The sequence below is a fragment of the Nocardia sp. CC213A genome, from assembly GCF_030766805.1.
GTDB lineage: Bacteria > Actinomycetota > Actinomycetes > Mycobacteriales > Mycobacteriaceae > Nocardia > Nocardia otitidiscaviarum.
Genome location: NZ_JASFXA010000002.1, coordinates 57,683 through 76,734, shown reverse-complemented (window position 1 = coordinate 76,734; position 19,052 = coordinate 57,683). Strand labels below are relative to the sequence as shown.

Annotated in this window: 15 protein-coding genes and 1 pseudogene; 7 read left to right on the top strand and 9 right to left on the bottom strand. The window is 69.5% G+C overall.

Annotated features, from left to right (window positions below; all coding sequences use genetic code 11):
* The first annotated feature begins 66 nt into the window (after positions 1–66).
* Together QJS31_RS03875 and QJS31_RS03870 are read left to right on the top strand one after the other, a co-directional pair.
* Positions 67–1,266 carry an MFS transporter gene (locus tag QJS31_RS03875; protein ID WP_282786022.1) on the top strand — a complete coding sequence of 400 codons (1,200 nt, stop codon included), beginning with the start codon at positions 67–69 and terminating at the stop codon, positions 1,264–1,266.
* A gap of 44 nt (positions 1,267–1,310) precedes the next feature.
* On the top strand, positions 1,311–1,730 hold the full coding sequence (locus tag QJS31_RS03870; protein ID WP_282786021.1) for a Dabb family protein: 420 nt from the start codon (positions 1,311–1,313) through the stop codon (positions 1,728–1,730).
* A gap of 57 nt (positions 1,731–1,787) precedes the next feature.
* On the opposite strand, the gene QJS31_RS03865 is transcribed toward QJS31_RS03870, so the two are convergent.
* The 6 genes and pseudogenes from QJS31_RS03865 to QJS31_RS03835 form a co-directional block, all read right to left on the bottom strand.
* The gene (locus QJS31_RS03865) at positions 1,788–2,489 is read right to left on the bottom strand and encodes a sirohydrochlorin chelatase (RefSeq protein ID WP_372341510.1); all 702 of its coding nucleotides are present in this window, start codon (positions 2,487–2,489) and stop codon (positions 1,788–1,790) included.
* 1,058 nt (positions 2,490–3,547) lie between these two features.
* A pseudogene (locus QJS31_RS03855) lies at positions 3,548–4,693 on the bottom strand (uroporphyrinogen-III synthase); the annotation flags it as partial.
* The gene (nirD, locus tag QJS31_RS03850; protein WP_143979661.1) at positions 4,690–5,088 is read right to left on the bottom strand and encodes a nitrite reductase small subunit NirD; all 399 of its coding nucleotides are present in this window, start codon (positions 5,086–5,088) and stop codon (positions 4,690–4,692) included. The gene nirD and the pseudogene QJS31_RS03855, both read right to left, overlap by 4 nt.
* Positions 5,089–5,153: 65 nt before the next feature.
* Positions 5,154–7,697 (bottom strand): nitrite reductase large subunit NirB, encoded by a 2,544-nt coding sequence (gene nirB, locus QJS31_RS03845; RefSeq protein WP_306355932.1) that lies wholly within the window; start codon positions 7,695–7,697, stop codon positions 5,154–5,156.
* Between the two features lie 32 nt (positions 7,698–7,729).
* Positions 7,730–9,199 (bottom strand): NarK/NasA family nitrate transporter, encoded by a 1,470-nt coding sequence (locus QJS31_RS03840; protein ID WP_306355931.1) that lies wholly within the window; start codon positions 9,197–9,199, stop codon positions 7,730–7,732.
* Positions 9,200–9,455: 256 nt separating this feature from the next.
* The gene (locus tag QJS31_RS03835) at positions 9,456–10,718 is read right to left on the bottom strand and encodes a CynX/NimT family MFS transporter (RefSeq protein WP_372341500.1); all 1,263 of its coding nucleotides are present in this window, start codon (positions 10,716–10,718) and stop codon (positions 9,456–9,458) included.
* 65 nt (positions 10,719–10,783) lie between these two features.
* Here QJS31_RS03835 and QJS31_RS03830 point away from each other — a divergent pair, with 65 nt between their 5' ends.
* Positions 10,784–11,455: a FadR/GntR family transcriptional regulator gene (locus QJS31_RS03830; protein ID WP_282784181.1), complete on the top strand. Its 672-nt coding sequence runs from the start codon at positions 10,784–10,786 to the stop codon at positions 11,453–11,455.
* 188 nt (positions 11,456–11,643) lie between these two features.
* The gene (locus QJS31_RS03825; protein ID WP_282784183.1) at positions 11,644–13,125 is read left to right on the top strand and encodes an MFS transporter; all 1,482 of its coding nucleotides are present in this window, start codon (positions 11,644–11,646) and stop codon (positions 13,123–13,125) included.
* 228 nt (positions 13,126–13,353) lie between these two features.
* On the opposite strand, the gene QJS31_RS03820 is transcribed toward QJS31_RS03825, so the two are convergent.
* Entirely contained in the window at positions 13,354–14,205 is an 852-nt protein-coding gene (locus QJS31_RS03820) for a TIGR02569 family protein (protein WP_282782501.1), read from the bottom strand.
* A 176-nt stretch (positions 14,206–14,381) separates the two neighbouring features.
* Between QJS31_RS03820 and QJS31_RS03815 the strand changes: the two genes are divergently transcribed.
* Positions 14,382–14,543: a hypothetical protein gene (locus QJS31_RS03815; RefSeq protein ID WP_282782488.1), complete on the top strand. Its 162-nt coding sequence runs from the start codon at positions 14,382–14,384 to the stop codon at positions 14,541–14,543.
* Positions 14,509–15,318, top strand: a complete 810-nt coding sequence (locus QJS31_RS03810; protein WP_282782489.1) for a histone deacetylase — start codon at positions 14,509–14,511, stop codon at positions 15,316–15,318. Before QJS31_RS03815 ends, QJS31_RS03810 begins: the two co-directional genes overlap by 35 nt.
* Positions 15,319–15,678: 360 nt before the next feature.
* Here the strand turns inward: QJS31_RS03810 and moeZ are convergent, their stop codons facing one another.
* Both moeZ and QJS31_RS03800 read right to left on the bottom strand, forming a co-directional pair.
* Positions 15,679–16,863 (bottom strand): adenylyltransferase/sulfurtransferase MoeZ, encoded by a 1,185-nt coding sequence (moeZ, locus tag QJS31_RS03805; protein ID WP_282782490.1) that lies wholly within the window; start codon positions 16,861–16,863, stop codon positions 15,679–15,681.
* 107 nt (positions 16,864–16,970) lie between these two features.
* Positions 16,971–18,062: a DUF3152 domain-containing protein gene (locus QJS31_RS03800; protein ID WP_372341501.1), complete on the bottom strand. Its 1,092-nt coding sequence runs from the start codon at positions 18,060–18,062 to the stop codon at positions 16,971–16,973.
* 306 nt (positions 18,063–18,368) lie between these two features.
* Here QJS31_RS03800 and QJS31_RS03795 point away from each other — a divergent pair, with 306 nt between their 5' ends.
* Positions 18,369–19,034, top strand: coding sequence for a TetR/AcrR family transcriptional regulator (locus QJS31_RS03795; RefSeq protein WP_282782491.1), 666 nt, complete (start codon positions 18,369–18,371; stop codon positions 19,032–19,034).
* The last annotated feature ends 18 nt before the right edge of the window (positions 19,035–19,052 follow it).

Here is a 19,052-nt window from a genome sequence, read left to right as displayed (position 1 = left end):
GCGCCGCCGCCCCGCTGGAACTCTCGATGTCAGCACGTCGAACACGGCAGATCCGGGAGGCACATCATGACCGCGGCACCGAAGACCACCCAGGCGCGCGGCACGGACGTACCGACGCGAGTCGCCCGCGCGACCCTGCTGGCCGCCGCCACGCTGACCATCATGGCACCGGCCGTCATCGCGCCGAGCCTGCCCGCCATGCGGGCGGTCTTCGCCGACACGGCCGGGGCGGAGGTGCTGGTGCGGCTCGCCCTCACCATCACCTCACTGGCCATCGCCATCAGCGCACCGCTGGCGGGGGCGGTCGCCGACCGGGTCGGGCGCGGACCGCTGCTGATCGGCGGCCTGACGCTGTACGCGGTGGCGGGCGTCGGCGGATACTTCACCGACGACCTCGCCGTCCTGCTGGCGACCAGAGCACTGTTGGGAGTGGCCGTCGGCGGCATCATGACGGCGGTCAGCGCCACGATCACCGACTGGTTCGACGGTCCGCGGCGCGCGTCCTTCCTCGGCCTACAGCAGGCTTTCGCGAGTGTCGGCGGCGTGGTATTCCTGCCGCTCGCGGGCCTGTTGGCGGCCTCGAACTGGAAGTCCCCGTTCTGGCTCTACGCGGCATCCGCCGTCATCGTGCCCTTCGCTCTGGTGGCCCTGCGAAAAACGCCGCGGCACAGCGGATCCGGCGCGGACGCCGGTACCGCGGACGGCACGCCGCAGCGCGTCCTCGGGCCGGTCACCGGACTGTATCTGCTCGCCTTCGGCGTGACGCTGGCGTTCTACATGGCCCCGACCCAACTGCCGTTCCTGCTGGCCGACTTCGGCAGCGGTCCGGCGGTCGTGGGCACGGTGGTCGCCGCGACCACGCTCAGCAGCGTCCTCGGGGCACTCGCCTTTCCCGCGCTACGGCGACGCTGGACCGCGGGCGTGCTCACCGCGGCCAGTGTGGCGCTGCTCGGCATCGGCTGGCTGCTGGTGGGAACCGCGGCGACGGTGCCCCCGGTGGTGATCGGCCTGCTGATCGGCGGGTTCGGCGTCGGCCTGGCCGTACCCACCCTGAATCTGCGACTGAGCGAACTGGCACCCGCCGCCCGGCGCGGTCGCGTGCTGAGCGGTCTGGTGTCCGGGATATTCCTCGGCCAGTTCCTCTCACCGCTGGTCGTCGCGCCGCTCATCGCGGTCACCGGCATCGACGGCGCGTTCCGCTGGACCGGGCTCGCCATGGTCGTGGGCGCGGCGCTGGCCGCCCCCGCCCTGATCCGCACCAGGTGATCCGAAGCCGCACCCGCGGTTTCACGCACAGAAAAGGAAGAGAAATGATCTATCACGGCAACCGCTTCACGCTTCGCGCCGACGCCACCCCCGAGGCCGTCGAGGAAGCCCTGGAAAGTCTGCGCAACCAGGGGCGCGTCATTCCCTCGGTGCGATCCTTCGTCGTCGGCCGCGACTTCGGCGGCGAGTACGAATGGGGCGCGGTCTTCGCCATCGACGATCTGGACGGCTACTGGGAGTACCTGATCCACCCGGCCCACCGCAATACCGACCGGGTCGGCCTGCCGCTGGTCGACAAGTTCGCCAGCTTCGACATCACCGACGACCCGGACCCGGAGATGGGTGCCAGGATCGCGGCCCTGCACCAGCGCCGCTACGACAGCGATCCGGAGCTGACCGAGCTGGTCGCCGACCTGGGTGAGTACACCGGCAGCGCCGCGCCCGGCCCGCACGGTGCGCGCTAGTCGATGTTCCCGCCCGCGATTCCCGGTGGCTCCCACCGGGAATCGCGGTGTTCGGGGTCAGGCCGCGGGCACCGTGGCGAGGGTGCGGGCCGCGGTGCGGTAGCGGTCGGCGATGAGGCGGACCACGGCCGGGTGGACGCCGATCGGGTCGGCCACGCCGTCCGCGCCGCACTCGTGCAGGCGCTGGTGGAACAGGCCGTGGGCCAGCAGGTAGGAGGCGATGAAGACGCGGCGCGCGCCGGACTCGCGGACCTGTGCGACCACCTCCGGCACCCGGGGCGCGCCCGTGGCGATGTAGGCCGTGCGGACCGGGCCGCCGATCTGCTCCGCGAGCAGCCCCGCGGCGCGCCGCACATCCTGGCGGGCGCGGGCGTCCGACGAACCGGCGGCCGCGAAGACCACCGCGTCACCCGGCCGCCACCCCGCAGCCCGCAGCCGCATCCGCATGATCGCCGCCAGCGCCGGATCCGGACCCATCGCGTGGGTGACCGCGACCGCGTCGTGCGCACTCGCGGCCACCTCTCGCGGCACATCCTGGTACACGTGGTACCCCGACGCCAGAAAGGCCGGAACCACCACCGCGGGAACCGCATCCAGATTCCGCAACACCTCGGCTGGAGACGGCCCGAGCACATCCACGAACGCGGTACGCACCCGCGGTGCGTCGATAGCGGGCCGAGCCGACACCGCGGTTCCCACACCGCAGCCGCACGGCCGCGCACCGTGCGTGCCCGGAGAGGCCGGCTCACCCGTCGGCATTCCCGCGCCGCGCGCCGCACCCGCACGCGTGGAGTCGAAGCAGATCGCATCGACCGCGCCCGCGCCCATACGGTGGCCCGTCCGATCGGCAGCGGCTCCGTCGCCGACGACCGAGCCGTCGGCCGCCGCCCCCGGTACGCCCCAGCCGCAGGTGGCCGGGTCGTGCACTGGCACGCCCCGGACAGCCGAGCCGCCCGGCCCCGTGACCCGCGTCGTGCGGGTGGAAGGCATTGCGGTGGGGGCGGTTTCAGTCAGCGGTGCCGGTGCTGCCCCGAAAACGGCACCGGCACCGGTCTCGGGGGGCGCGCCGAGTTCGCGCGCCACGGCCTCCGCCAGGGAGGCGATCATCTGGACGCCCTTGGTGCTGCGGGTGCCGTGCGCCACCAGCACCAGGGCCGGGGTGGTCACCACGCCCCCAGACTGGGTGCGGGGCGGGTGGGGCGGACCGGCACGCCGGAACCCGTGACCGGCGGATTCCCTTGGGCCGGTGCGGCACTCGCCGAGCGGGTAGGCGAACCGGGTCGCGTCGACGCGGCCGAGACGTCCGCCGAGTGGACGCCCGACGCGGTCGGACGATCCGCGGGCCGAACCGCACGCGACGCCGCTGGGACGTCCATCGGACGAGCCTGAGTATCCGCGGGACGGGCCGAGCCCGACGACGCCGATGCGACAGCGGCATCCACGGCACGCACCGACTGGGCAGTCGGAGTATTCGCGGCGTGCGCCGAGCGCGAGGAAGCCGGGGCGACTGGCGAATCCGCGGCCCGCACCGGGCGGGCCGCCGCCTGGACGTCCACCGGACGAGCCGGGGGCTCCGCGCCGCGAGCCAAGCGGGACGGAGCGGGTGCGACAGCAGAATCCGCGACACGGACGGGGCGGGCCGAGGCCGGGGTGGCGGGGAATTCCGTGTGGGCGGTGACGGAGTGGGCCGGGCGGAAACTGGCCGATGCGGAGGATTGGTCCGGCCCCGGAGCACGGGGCGGGAAGACCGGGCGCGCACCGGGATTCGCGCCGCGGCCCGGGTAGGGCTGGCGGGGTGCGGGGGTGGCCGGGCGCGGGTTGTCGTAGCTCTCGGTGGGGTCCAGGGCCAGGCGGTAGCCGCGTTTCACCACGGTCTGAATGGCTTTCGGGGTGCCCAGGCCCGCGCGCAGGCGGGCGATGGCGGTCTCCACGGCGTGGGTGTCCTCACCGCCGCCGGGCAGGGCCGCGAGCAGGTCCTCGCGGGAGACGACGCGTCCGGGCTGGCGGGCCAGCGCGCGCATGAGCGCCATCGGGGCGGGGGCGAGCTGGCGCACCTGGCCGTCCACCACCACGCAGCCGCCGCGCACGCTCAGATTGTGGCCACCGGCCTGAATTCGATTGGCGCGCCGGGGAAGTTCCTCGGCCACATGCCGGGCCAGCGCGCCCAGACGGGCTCGACCGGGCATGGAGGTGGGCACGCCCAGCTCCTCCAGCGGCGCGGCGGTGATCGGTCCGACACAGGCGGCCAGCACCCGCCCGCGCAGGGCGTGCAGCACCGCCTCGAGCAGTCCGGTCTCCTTGGCGCGCATCAGCAGCGACGCCACGGCGGGCGCACTGGTGAAGGTCACGCAGTCCAGGCCGGAGGTGACGATGGCCTCGATGAGCCGGTCCATGGGCGTGCGGTCCTCCGGCGGAATCCACCGGTAGACCGGCACCGGCACCACATCGGCCCCGGCCATGCGCAGCACCTCGCAGAAGTCCGGCACCGGCTCCCATTCGGTGGTCGCACCGTGCAACTGCACCGCGATGCGCACCCCTTCGACGCCCTGGGCGAGCAGGTGATCCAGCACCTCGGCCGAGGACTCCGACGCCGGCGACCACTCCTCCCGCAGCTCCGCGGCGCGAATCGCGCCCTTGGCCTTGGGTCCGCGCGCCAGCATGCGGGTGGCCGAGAGCGTCTCGCGCAGTTCCTCGGCCAGGCCCCAGCCCTCGGCGGCCTCCATCCAGCCCCGGAAGCCGATGCCGGTGGTGGCCACCGCGATCTGCGGCGGCTCCGCCACCAGCTGGCGCGTCACCCGCTCCAGTTCGGTGTCGTCCGACAGCGGAATGATTCGAATCGCCGGGGCGGTAACGATATTCGCGCCCCGGCGCTGGAGCAGGGTGGCGAGTTCCTCGGACCGTCGCGCGGCGGTGATGCCGATGGTGAACCCGGCCAGCGGGGTAGGCGAATCGAGCTCGGTCATGCGGTACCACCGGGAATGTCCAGCGGCTCGTTCGACACCGCGACCACACCGTCGGCCACCCGCACCGCGTACACCGGCAGCGATACCGACTCGTCGTCCAGGCAGCGCCCGTCGATCAGCGAGAACGCCTGCTTGAGCAGCGGCGACGCCACCACCGGCACGCCACCGCGGTCACCGACGATGCCTCGGGACATGACCGCCGCCCGGCCGAAGGGGTCGATATTGCCCACCGCGTACAGCGAGCCGTCGGGCAGTAGGAACAGGGCCGCCTGTCGGCCACCCTTCAACAGAACCGCCACGCCGCGGCCGGGGATGAGGTAGTCCAGTCGGCACGCCTGCGTCCAACCGGCAATGGTGGTGGTGACTGCTGAGCTGGGTGTGTCGATCACGGTCATCGGTAACTCTCCTCCGAACGCCTTACCCATTGGTACCGGCGTCCTGTTTCCATGCGGTTAAGCAGTCATTTCCCCGACGTGGCGGTCGAGGATTCCGGCGAGATCTCCGGCATACCCAGCAGGACGGGCACCTTCCGCTCGCCGCTGTCGTCGAAGGAGATGGTCGGATCGGCCTCGTCCGGGGCGTTGACGAAGGACACGAAGCGCGACAGCTTCTCCTCGTCGTCGAGCACCGCGGCCCACTCGTCGCGGTAACCGGCGACGTGGGAGGCCATGGCGGCCTCCAGGTCGTCGGCGATGCCCAGACTGTCCTCGCAGATGACCTGCTTCAGGTAGTCGATCCCGCCCTCCAGGGCCTCCTGCCAGGGCGCGGTGCGCTGCAACCGGTCCGCGGTGCGGATGTAGAACATGAGGTAGCGGTCGATGTATTTGATCAGGGTCTCGTCGTCGAGATCGCCAGCCAGCAGCACCGCGTGCTTGGGCGTGAGACCGCCGTTGCCGCCCACGTACAGGTTCCAGCCGTGCTCGGTGGCGATGACGCCGACATCCTTGCCGCGCGCCTCCGCGCACTCGCGGGCGCAGCCGGAGACGGCCAGCTTCAGCTTGTGCGGGGAACGCAGGCCACGGTAGCGCTTCTCCAGCAGCACCGCCATGCCCACCGAATCCTGCTGACCGTAGCGGCACCAGGTGGAACCGACGCAGGACTTCACGGTGCGCAGCGACTTGCCGTAGGCGTGACCGGACTCCATGCCCGCGTCAACGAGGCGCTTCCAGATCAGCGGCAGCTGCTCCACGCGCGCGCCGAACATGTCGATGCGCTGGCCGCCGGTGACCTTGACGTACAGGCCGAATTCCTTGGCCACCTCGCCGATGGTGATGAGCTGCTCGGCGGTCACCTCGCCGCCGGGCATGCGCGGCACCACCGAGTAGGTGCCGTTCTTCTGGAGGTTGGCCAGGAAGTGGTCGTTGGTGTCCTGCAGCGCGGCCTGCTCGCCGTCGAGGATGTGATCGCTCGAGGTGGACGCCAGGATGGAGGCGACGGTCGGCTTGCAGATATCGCAGCCGGTGCCGGTGCCGTGCTTGGCGATCAGCTCCGAGAACGTGCGGATACCCGTGGACTGCACGACGTGGAACAGCTCCGCGCGCGACTGCGTGAAGTGCTCGCACAGCGACTTCGACACCTCCACGCCCGACTGCTCCAGCAGCTTCTTGAGCATGGGAACGCAACCGCCGCACGAGGTTCCGGCATTGGTGCAGCTCTTGATGGCGGGCACGTCGCACGCGCCCTCGGCGATCGCGCCGCAGATCGAACCCTTGGACACGTTGTTGCAGGAGCAGATCTGGGCGTCGTCGGGCAGCGCGTCGGCGCCCAATTCCGCACCGGCCGGGGAGATCAGCGCGGCCGGATCGGCGGGCAGCGGGCTGCCGACCAGCGGGCGCAGCGCCGCGTACGCCGACGCGTCACCGACCAGGATGCCGCCGAGCAGGGTCTTGGCGTCGTCGGAGACGACGAGCTTGGCGTAGGTGCCCTTGGCGGCGTCGTGCAGCACCACCGACAGCGCGCCCTCGGTGGTGCCGAAGGCGTCACCGAAGCTGGCCACGTCCACGCCGAGCAGCTTCAACTTGGTGGACAGGTCGGCGCCCGGGAACTCGCCCGCACCGCCGAGCAGCCGGTCCGCCACGATCTCGGCGGTGGTGTAGCCGGGAGCCACCAGGCCGTAGCAGACACCCTCCACGGCGGCGACCTCGCCGACGGCGTAGATGTGCGGATCGGAGGTGCGCAGCCCCAGGTCGGTGATCACGCCACCGCGCGGGCCGACCTCCAGCCCGGCGTCGCGGGCGATCTGGTCGCGGGGCCGGATACCGGCGGAGAACACCACCAGGGAGGCGTCGATGACGGAGTCGTCCGACAGCGTGACCTTCAGACCCGCACCGTCTTCCGCCTCCGCGATGGAGGCGGTGCCGACACCGGTGTGCACGTGCAGGCCGAGATCGGTGACCAGGCGCTCCAGGATCGCGCCGCCGCCCTCGTCCACCTGCACCGGCATCAGCCGGGGGGCGAACTCGACCACGTGCGGGGTCATGCCCATGAGCCGCAACGCGTTCGCGGCCTCCAGGCCGAGCAGACCGCCGCCGACCACCACGCCGACCGCACCCGGACCGGCGGCCTCGGCCGCGGCGCGGATGCCGTCCAGATCCTCGATGGTGCGGTAGACGAAGCACTCCGGACGATCGTGGCCCGGCACCGGCGGCACGAAGGCGTAGGAACCGGTCGCGAGCACCAGCGCGTCGTAGGCGATCACGTCGCCGGTGGAGGTGACCACCTTGCGGGCATCGCGGTCGATGGTGTCGGCGCGCACCCCCAGGCGCAGATCGACCAGCACGTCGCCGTCGTAGGTGTTGCCGGGTAGGGCGAGTCCCTCCGCCTGCCAGCTGCCCACGTAGGAGGACAGACCGACACGGTCGTAGGCGGGCAGCGCTTCCTCGCTGAGCACGACGACCTGCCAGGTCCCGGCCTCGTCGCGGGAGCGCAGGGCCTCCACGAAGCGGTGTCCGACCATGCCGTGGCCGACGACCACCGCGGTCTTGCGTTCGACTGTGTGCGTCATGACAGTCTGTCCTTTCGGTGGGTGGTTTCCGGTCAGGCTCGCGCCGACGTGGACGTGGAAGAGGTAGTGGCGGATTCGGATTCGGCCTTCAGCACCAGCGCCTCGGCCTCGGCGACCACATCGCCGCCGCGGCCGGAGCTCGGACGGCGCAGGAAGACGGTCCAGCAGACCGCCGCGCACACCACGTAGAAGACCATGAACGCCCAGAACGCGGTGGTGGCGGAGTTGGTGGCGGCGTAGGAGGAGCGCAGCGCCAGGTTGATGCCGACGCCGCCGAGCGTGCCGATGGCGCCGACGAAGCCGATGAGCGCGCCCGAGGTGTTCTGCGCCCACTGCGTGCGGGACTTCGCGTCACCGGGCAGGCTGCGGGACTTCGCCTCGAACACCGACGGGATGATCTTGGTGACCGCGCCGTTGGCCAGGCCCGAGATGATGAACAGCGCCACGAAGCCGACGATCATGGCCGCCAGCACGCCGCCGGTCAGGCTGCCCGCGCTGTCGCCGATGGCGCTGGAGGTGGCCACCACCACGGTGGCCGCCGTCATCGCGCCGAACATGTACAGGGCGACCCGGCTACCGCCGATGCGGTCGGCCCACTTGCCGCCGTAGGGGCGGGCCAGCGAACCCAGCAGCGGGCCGATGAAGGCGATGGATGCCGCGTGCAGCGCGGCCTGCGCGGGAGTGGACCCGCCCGCCTTGAAGTTGATCTGCAACACCTGCGCGAAGGCGAAGCTGTAGCCGATGAACGAGCCGAAGGTGCCGATGTAGAGGAAGGCGATGGCCCACGACTGCGGCACCCTCAGTGCCGTGATCATGAAGGACATGTCGGCCTTCTGGTTCTTCACGTTGTCCATGTAGAGCGCCGCGCCCAGCGCCGCCACCACCACCGCGATCAGGTACACCACGCAGACCACCGAGGCATTGCCGTAGGCGTTGCCCAGGGTCGCGATGACCGCCAGACCGATCACCTGGATCACCGGCACGCCGATATTGCCGCCGCCCGCGTTCATGCCCAGCGCCCAGCCCTTGAGCCGCTGCGGGTAGAAGACGTTGATATTCGACATCGACGACGAGAAGTTGCCGCCGCCCAGGCCCGCGAACGCCGCCACGATCAGGAACGTGGTGTACGAGGTGCCGGGCTGGTTGATGAAGTAGAGGGTCAGCAGCAGCGGCACCAGCAGCGCCAGCGCGCTGAAGATGGTCCAGTTGCGACCGCCGAACTTCGCGGTGGCGACGGTGTACGGAATGCGCATGATGCCGCCCACCAGCGTCGGGACCGCACCGAGGAAGAACTTGCCGGCGGTGTCGATGCCGAACTGCTCGGTCGGCATGAACAGCACCATGACCGACCAGATCGACCACACCGAGAACCCGATGTGCTCGGCGAAGACCGACCAGATCAGATTGCGCTTGGCGATGTCCTTGCCGCCTGCCTCCCAAGCGGCGACGTCCTCGGCATCCCAGTGCTCGATGTCGTGATTGCGCGTCAACGTGCGGAACAAGGGGCCTCCTGAAATCTGGATAGGCCCCAAGGTAGGAAACCGGTATTGCGCGAATGCTGCGCCAAATGACCGGAGAATCAACGGTTGCTCACGATTCTCCGGATTCGGCCGTGAGAACTACCGCTATGTTTCGTCCATGTGACACAACGGTTTCCGCGTGTCACGGAACACAGAAATCCCGAATGGCCGACCGTGAGGTGAGATGGCCGTCACCAGCATCTCCGATACCTCACGCGTCGGCAACTCGAACGGTGAATCAATTCCAGCTGTCTTCGAGCATGCGCGGCTTGCAGGCGTGCCACGCACCGGCCAGCATGACGAACACCGCCACCGACAGCATGGCGAAAGGAATCTTCCAGCCCCCGGTCGCCGAATGCAGCAGGCCGAAGACCACCGGGCCGACGCATGCCACGGTGTAGCCGACGCCCTGGGTGAACCCCGACAGCGAGGCGGAACCGGCGGCGGTGCGGGTGCGCATATTGATCAGGGTCAGCGCCATCGGGAAGGTCGACGGGCCCAGGCCCAGCAGCAGCACCCACGCCAGCGTGGCGGTCATGGGCGCGATCAGCAGACCGGCGAAACCGACGAAGTAGCACAGCGCGCAGGCGACGGCGACCGGGAAGGGATTCGCCACCCGGCCCACCACCAGCGGCGCGCCCAGCGCCGCCACCAGGCCGATGAGGGCGAAGACGCCCACCATGCTGCCGCCGTAGGCCAGGCTGGCCCCGGCGTCGTGCAGGATCGTCGGCAGCCAGGTGAACACCGAATAGGTGATCAGCGAGGTCATGCCGAACATGAACGCCATCCCCCAGGCCACCGGCGAGCGCCACACCTTGCCGTCGGGTTGCGCGGTGGTCGGCAGTGCGGTGACATCGGCCTTGGCGTGGCCGCGCCGGTCGCGCAGCACCCCCAGCCAGGGCAGGGCGGCGGCGAAGCCGAGCAGCGCCCACAGGCCCAGCGAGATACGCCAGCCGTGCGCCTCGGCCACCGGGACCGCGACCAGCGCCGGAATCACCGTGCCCAACTGCACCATGACGATATAGACCGAGGACAGCAGCGCCAGCCGATCCGGGAAGTAGCGCTTGACCAGCGGCGGGATCACCACATTGCCGATGCCCATCCCGGTCAGCGCCAGCGCGGAGAAGGCCAGCAGCTCCCAGGTCTGCGGCACCAGCGCGCGAATGGCCGAGCCGACGCCGGTCATGAGCATGGCGATGAGCACCGTGCTCTCCAGGCCGAAGCGGCGCACCAGGACGGGGGTCAGCAGTCCGGCGACGGCGAACATGGCGGTCGGGATCATGCCGAAGACGCCGATGATCGCCGTCGAATAGCCGATGTCCTCCCCGATCTGGGTGGCCAGCGGCGTGAAGGCGGTGACGGCGACCCGCAGCGTGAGCGCCGACATGACAATGGCCGCCAGCACGAGCAAGCGCCCCTCGGTGAGGTGGCGCTTGGCGATGCGGTCGATTGTCGGTCGGTCTCCGACCTCGAGGGTCGTCTCATCCAGGGTCGCAGTCACCGAGAAATCATAGGATGACCCGATGATGTGATGCAACGAATGTGAGGCACGGTACGCTGTCATGCGTGCAACCAGTCCGGCGCACGAGCCTCATCGCCCAGGTGACCGAGCAGCTTCGTGCCGAAATCCGTTCCGGCCGTTGGCCCGTCGGCTCCCGCATCCCCACCGAACCGGAGCTCACCGAGCTCACCGGAACCGGCCGCAACACCGTGCGCGAGGCCGTCCAGGCGCTCGTGCACGCGGGCATGCTGGAACGCCGCCAAGGCTCCGGGACCTATGTCATCTCCACCTCGAACCTCGGCGCGACGCTCAACCAGTACTTCGCCGACGCTCAGGAACGCGACATCCTCGAGTTGCGCCGCGCCCTGGACACCACCGCGGCCGCGCTGGCAGCCCGACGCCGCGACGAGGCCGACATCGCCGACCTGCGGCGGCTGCTGGAGGAGCGCCGACTGTCCTGGGACGACGACAATCCCGTCGCCATCGAGGCCGATCTGCAGCTGCACCGCGCCATCGTCGCGGCCAGCCACAATGCCGTATACCTGGAATTCTACGATTCCCTGCTACCGGTCATCGAGGCCGGAATCCGCTCCCGGACAGCCAAATCCGGCGGCTCCTTCGAGGCCGAACACGTCGAGCTGGTGGAGGCAGTGATCGCGGGCGATCCGGACCGCGCCGCCGCCGCGGCGGACTGCTTCCTGTCGACCCTGCTCGCGGAGTATCCGGACGCCAGGTAACCGACAGGTCACCATCGCGATGTGCGAGAAGTGAGCCGGAATTACTCCGGTTGTCATCGAAAGCGACGTCGCTGTAACGGGTGATTCGTACGGTGGATGCGACCGCGAGGAACCGATCCGGGCCACTTTCTTTCCAGGCACCCGGAGTTCCCGATGAGGGCTGGTCACATCTCGAGAGGAATGCGTCCATGACATCCACAGCCGCGCCCGAAACGCCGGAAAAGACCACTTTCCAGTATCAGAAGCGAGGCCGTTGGCTCGATCATTGGGAGCCGGACAACGAGCAATTCTGGGAGAACGGCGGAAAACGAACCGCCTGGAAGAATTTGATCTTCTCGGTGCTGTCCGAACATCTCGGATTCAACGTCTGGGTGATCTGGACAATCGTCGTCACCAATATGGGTAACGCGGGCTTCGCATTCATGCAGGGCCTCGGTGACAAGAACCCGCAGGCCGTCTCCAACGCCCTGCTGCTCACCTCCGCGCCGGTACTGATCGGCGCCGCGCTGCGGGTGCCCTACACCTTCGCCATCCCCAAGTTCGGCGGCCGGGCCTTCACCGCGTTCAGCGCGGGCATGCTGTTGATCCCCACCCTGGGGCTGGCCTTCTTCATCAACCGGCCCGACACCCCGATGGCGGTCTTCCTGATCCTGGCCGCGCTGGCCGGTTTCGGTGGCGGCAACTTCTCCTCGTCGATGGCGAACATCTCCTTCTTCTTCCCCGAGGGCAAGAAGGGCACCGCGCTCGGCATCAACGCCGCGGGCGGCAACCTCGGCGTCGCCGTGACCCAGCTCGCGCTGCCGCTGCTCATCACCCTCGGCACCACCGTCCTGGCCAAGGACCCGGCCGGATACCGCCTCGGCCTCACCCTGGCCGCGCTGTTCTGGGTGCCGTTCATCGCCCTGGCCGTGTTCTCCGCGCTGCGCTACATGGACAGCATCACCGCCGCCAAGCCGGACGGACAGTCCTACAAACTGGCCATGACCAACAAGCAGACCTGGGTGATGGCCTTCCTCTACATCGGCACCTTCGGCTCCTTCATCGGCTTCTCGTTCGCCTTCCCCACCCTGATCAAGGCCAACTTCCCCGAGCTGAAGGATGTAGGCATCCTGGTGGCGCTGGGCAACCTCGCCTTCCTTGGCGCACTGGTCGGCTCGTTCACGCGGCCGTTCGGCGGCTGGCTCTCCGACCGCATCGGCGGCGGCGCCAAGATCACGCTGTGGGTGTTCGTCAGCATGGCGGTGGGCATCGCCTGCATCATGGCCTCGCTGGAACTGCACAGCTTCCCGCTGTACCTGCTGTCGTTCCTGGCGCTGTTCATCCTGACCGGCATCGGCAACGGCTCCACCTACCGGATGATCCCGATGATCTTCAGCGCCGAGACCAAGAAGCGGGCCGAGGAACTCGGCATGAGCGCCGAGGAGATGACGGCCTCGGCCAAGCGGCAGGCCGGAGCCGCGATCGGTGTGATCGGCGCGGTGGGCGCGTTCGGCGGCTTCCTGCTCCAGCAGGCGTTGCGCCTGGCCAACACCAACTTCGGCAGCATGGCGCCCGCCTTCTGGGGTTACGCGGTGGCGTTCCTGGTGATGGCCGGTGTCACCTGGTGGTACTACCTGCGCACCTCGTTCGCGGTGCAGCAGGCACCCTCCCTGGCCTACGCGAGCGTGTAGTCGCTTGTTCCGACGTGTGATACGAGTGCGTCCGTATCACATATCCGGGCGCGGGGGCGGCCGTCGCCTCCCCCTCGTGACCGCCCCCGCCCCGTGATGCGTCAACGCCCGTCCCGTCGAACCCTCGACGGGACGGGCGTTGCGGTGTGTACCGAAACATTTGGCGACGAACGATATTCGCCGACACCGCCGGGTATCCGGCTCCCGACCACTCGTCCCCGAATCGGTTCAGAGCAGCAGGCGGATCATGTCGGCGGTGTGGTTCAGACCCGGAAAGGCTTCCGGGGTGGAGCGCGGGTGCAGGGCGTGCACCGCGAGGCGGAACATGACCGCACGGACCAGCATCTGCGGCCATTCGGGCAGGCTCGACCACCGTTCCAGCAGGCCGTCGTCCGCGCCGCCCCAGGACAGCGCGTCCACCACGATGACGGCGGCCGCCCAGGACGGGGGTCGCCAGTACGGCGTGATGTCGGTCAGGCCCGGAGCGAAGGAACCGGAGAACAGCACGGTGCCGAACAGGTCGCCGTGCACCAGTTGCGGAGCCGCGGTCACCGGCTTGCGGAGGGTGGCCAGCTGGCCGATCAACTCCAGGCTGCGCTCCCCGTCCGGGGAGGTGGCGGGCAGCATGCCGCCGATCTTCAGGCTGCGCAGCGGCACCGCCTCCCAGGCGGCGCGGTCGGCGGCCACGAAGACGTCCACGTCCACCCAGGGCGCGATCGGGGGCTGCGCCAGGAAACGCGGACGCTCCAATTGCGCGGTCGCCTGATGTAGTCGCAGCGAGACCGACACCACCTCGTCGTGCCGCGGTTCGGGCACCCCGTCCAGGAAGGTGTCCGCGCGCCATCCGGAGACGACGTAGCGGCCGTCGGTGGCGCGCACCGGCCGCGCCAGGCGCAGCCCGTCCACCCGCAGGCCCTCCCGCACCTTCGCGCTCCAGGCCGCCCGCGCGTGATCGGTCACCGGGCTCAGCACCACATCCGCGCAGCGCCAGCCGCCGTCCCAGGTCCCCAGCGGAACCGGCACCACCTCGCGCAGCCCGAAGGTGGCGCGCACATGCTCGGGAGGTTCCACAGCAGTCATGGTCACGCGCGTACCGTACCCGCGCAACGGAACCGAAAATCGGAGCCACACCGGACACACCGCCCGGTCGGAACCGGCACGCAATCGCACTGTGACCCACATCGGCGCTCGTTTCGCGCGGCCCCGCACTCGGAAAATCTGGTCGGGCCGCCTGCGGAATCTGGTTGACTGGTTTCATGAGCGAGGCTGCCCTGACACGAGAGGCCGTCCGAGAGAGCCTCGAGCGGGTGACGCCGGTCGATTCGGAAGTCGACCTGGCCGCCGCGCGGGAGGCCGAGGCATATCTGCTGGCCGCCGCAGCCGATGCGCGCCGCCGCTCCCGCGACTCGGCCGCATGAACCGGGGCGAGGTCTGGATTCCATCGCTGACCATCAGCCGCAGCCGTTCGGGCATCGCGCTCGGTCTGATCGGACCGGGTCACTGAACACGGACGACACGCTGGTCTGGTACGCCGCCTACGGGTCGAATCTGCTGGCGGCGCGGTTCCGCTTCTATCTCGAGGGCGGGACGCCGGACGGCACCACCCGGGTGTACTCCGGTTTTCGGAATCGGCGGCCGCCGGTGCGCAGCGCACCCATGACGCTGCCCGGGTGCGTCTACTTCAGCGGTGAGTCGCGGGTGTGGGGCGGCGGGATGGCGTTCTACGCGCCGCAGCGGTGCGCGGGCTGGCCCGGGCAGGCCGCCGCGCGCGGCTACCTGCTCACCGTCGGACAGTTCGCCGATCTGGTCGAGCAGGAGATGCACCGCTGCGCGCGGGCGGAACTGGACCTGACGCGGGTGCTGCGCGACGGCCGCGACGCCCTCGGCCCCGGCCGCTACGAAACCCTGGTCCGCGTCGGTGAACTCGACGGCCACCCGATCCTCACCTGCACCGCCCCCGGGACCCCGACCGCCGTCGAACTTCGCCCGCCCAGCGCTCGCTACCTGAGCCTGATCGCGACCGGCCTGCACGAAACCCACGGCTGGCCCCACCACCGCATCCGCGCGTACACCGCCGAACTGCCGGGCATCCGGGACCACTGGAACCACGCGGACCTCGACACGGTGATCAGGACCGCGCTGGGGATCGCCACATCACCCGCGGCCGACCCGGTCCAGCCCACACCACCCTAGACACCGCGGCACGAAGCCCACACGACACGAAGCCGACGAGGTGACAGGCGGGCCACGCGGTACGTGGACATGACGCCACGATCACGAACGCTTACCGGCAGTGCCGCCCGGCGCGCACCGCGCCTGCGCGCACCACGCCTGCGCGCACGGCCCGACGCACACAGCCCGACGCACACAGCCCGACGCACACAGCCCGACGCACACAGCCCGACGCACACAGCCCGCGCCGCGCTGCAGCGGCGCGGGCCGCCGTCGGTCACGGTCGACGGCACCTGTGCGGGTCGGTGTCGCTGGGTCCCCGCGAGTGCCCGACCCGGGTTGATCGGCCCACGGAGGTGCGGGATCTGCGGGCCGGGTGGGTCAGTACACCGGCAGGGAGGTGTCGACCTGGTTGGCCCAGGCCACGATGCCGCCCTGGAGGTGGGTGGCGTCGGAGAAGCCCGCGTTCTTCAGGGCGGCGAGGGCCTCGGCGGAGCGGATGCCGGTCTTGCAGTAGAGGGTGATGGGGGTGTTCTGCGGGAGTTCGGCGAGGGCCTCGCCGGAGAGGATGCGGTCCTTGGGGATGAGCGTCGCGCCCTCGATGCGGACGATGTCCCACTCCACCGGCTCACGCACGTCGACGACGGCGACGGGCTTGCCCGCGTCCAGCATGTCCTTGAGTTCGCGGGCGGTGACGGTGGAACCGATCGCCGCCGCCTGACCTTCCTCCGACACCACACCGCAGAAGGCGTCGTAGTCGATGAGCTCGGTGATCGGCTGCCGGTCCGGGTCGCGGCGCAGCTTGATGGTCCGGTAGGTCATATCCAGTGCGTCGTAGACCATGAGGCGGCCCAGCAGCGGATCGCCCATACCGGTCAGCAGCTTGATGGCCTCGGTGACCATGATCGACCCGATGGAGGCGCACAGCACGCCCAGCACACCACCCTCGGCGCAGGAGGGCACCATGCCCGGCGGCGGCGCTTCCGGGTACAGGTCGCGATAGTTGATGCCGCGCCCGTCGGGGGCGTCCTCCCAGAAGACCGAGACCTGGCCCTCGAAGCGGTAGATCGAACCCCACACGTAGGGCTTCCCGGCCAGCACGGCGGCATCGTTGACCAGGTAGCGGGTGGCGAAGTTGTCGGTGCCGTCCACGATCAGGTCGTAGTCGCGGAACAGGTCGATCGCGTTCTCGGGTTCGAGGCGGATCTTGTGCAGATTCACCGTGATGCCCGAGTTGATCTCCAGAATGGAGTCGCGCGCCGAATCGGCCTTGGACCGGCCGATATCGGATTCACCGTGGATGATCTGCCGTTGCAGGTTGGAGGCGTCGACCTCGTCGAACTCCACGATGCCGAGGGTGCCCACACCCGCGGCGGCGAGGTACAACAGCGCCGGGGAGCCGAGCCCGCCCGCACCGATCACCAGCACCTTGGCGTTCTTCAAGCGTTTCTGCCCGTCGACGCCCAGATCCGGGATGATCAAGTGGCGGCTGTAGCGGGCGACCTCGTCCCGGGTCAGCTCCGCGGCCGGCTCGACGAGCGGCGGCAGGGACTTGGTGGATGACACGTCCTGGACTCCTCGAATCGAATTCACCGATCACGCCTGCCGCGACACGGCAGCACACCGTAGTGCAACACGGCGGACCGGGGCGTTCTTCCCCAGCCTAGGCGGCGCTACCCGCGCGGATACGGCCAGGGGTTGAAGCGGCACTTCTTGCCGTCCATGGGCACCACCCCGTGCGGATCGAGCGCGGCGATCTCGTTGTTCTTGGTGCCGAAGGTCTGCTGCATCATCACCGGGGCCAGGCCGCCGTCGGACTCACACGGCTGATGCTCGTGGTAGCCGATGGCGTGGCCGACCTCGTGGTTGACCAGGTACTGCCGATACGAGCCGATATCGCCCTCGTAGGACAGTGCGCCGCGCACCCAGCGCACCTCCGACAGCACCACCCGGCCCAGATCGGAGTTGTAACAGGAGGAATCGATGGGGATCTCGAATCCGCATGCGGTGCGGGTGGTTTCGCGGGAAGTGAGCGATATGCGGAAATCCGGTTCGCCGGAATCGACGCGGCGGAAGCCGAACCGCGGATCGTGGGTCCAGCTCTTGGGATTGGCGAGGGTGGCCTCCACCATCGCGGCCACCGATGCGTCGCCGCCGATTCCGGAGGTGTCCATTCCGTCCTCGATGTCGACGGTGTAGGTGAATACCCGTTCGGTGCCGGTGCCGACCTGCTGCGTGGTTCCCGGCACCACATGCCAGGTGCCCGCACCGGTCACCGCATAGGGGCCGCCGTCGGGCAATGCGCCGGTGGGCAGGTCGGCGGCGAATTTGCCGTCACCCTTGGGTGGTGCGCCGTAAATTCCCGTTTCTTCGGAGCGCTCGCTCAATCGCCCGAAACCGGGCGCCGACCCGGCACTCTGCCCGCCGCCGCGCACCGCGTCCCAGACCACCAGAATTGTGACGAACAACAGCACCGGCAAGGCGTAGGCGCGCCAGCCGTAGGTGGAGACGAATCGACCCAGCGCGCTCTGTTTCTTGGTCTCACGCTGCGGTCGGGAGCGATTGCGGGCGTCCTCCGGCGGCGCGGTCGGATCCCAGCGGGCCCGCAGCGGCTGATGTGGATGCGGGAGCCGCGGCCCTGCGTCGTCGGTGCGCGCGGCGACGCTGCCCGCGCCGGTATAGAGGCCCAGCGGGTCATAAACCGGCCCGGTCGGTTTGCCTTTTCGTTTCGAACCGCCGAGAGCGCGCGGCGTGGCAGCTCCCACGGGGCGGCGTGAATCGCGCCCGCCGGTATATCTGCCCCCATGGTCGGTCACGCACTCCAGCGTCTCACAGTGACGCAACCCGGCCGGACGGGCCGCACGGCCCACCGCGACGCTGCGACATATCTCACCCGAAGATTGCGGCAGAACTCACAAAGCGGTAGTCGTTCTTACATACTGTGACGCGCGACAACATCCAGCACACCAAAAATCGGAACCAGGATCGCCCGCGGTGTCCCGTGCGAGTATCGTTCGATGGATACCCGGCGCACATCCTCCACGTCCGGGAATCAACTGGGAGATCGGATAATGACAGACCTCGTGGACCGGATGACTGCGCGCCGCAGTTCGTCCGAGGCCATGGCGCCGAGTAAGCGCGGAACCCGCCTGCCCCGTGACGCCCGCCGCGCTCAGCTACTCGCCGCCGCCAGTGAGGTCTTCGTGCTGCGCGGCTATCACGCCGCGGGCATGGATGAGATCTCGCAATGCGCGGGCGTCAGCAAACCCGTGCTGTACCAGCACTTCTCATCCAAGCTGGAGCTGTATCTGGCGGTCCTGCAGAACTATGTGGACGCCCTGGTGTCGAGCGTGCGGCAGGCGCTGCGCTCCACCACCGACAACAAGCAGCGGGTGAAGGCGGCCGTCCAGGCGTACTTCGATTTCGTCGACCACGAGACACAGGGCTTCCGACTGGTCTTCGAATCCGACCTCACCAGCGAGCCGCAGGTGCAGCGGCGGGTCGAACAGGCCACCGAGGCGTGTGTGGACGCGGTCTTCGACCTGGTCGCCCACGATTCCGGGCTGGACCCCTACCGCGCCCGCGTGCTGGCGGTCGGCTTGGTCGGCGCGAGCCAGTTCAGCGCCCGCTACTGGCTGGAGGCGGACCGGCCCATCCCCAAGGAAGAAGCGGTCGACACCACCGTCGCCCTCTGCTGGGGCGGCCTCAAGCACGTCCCCCTGCACCCCATCGACTGACGATCTCCCCCGACGAAA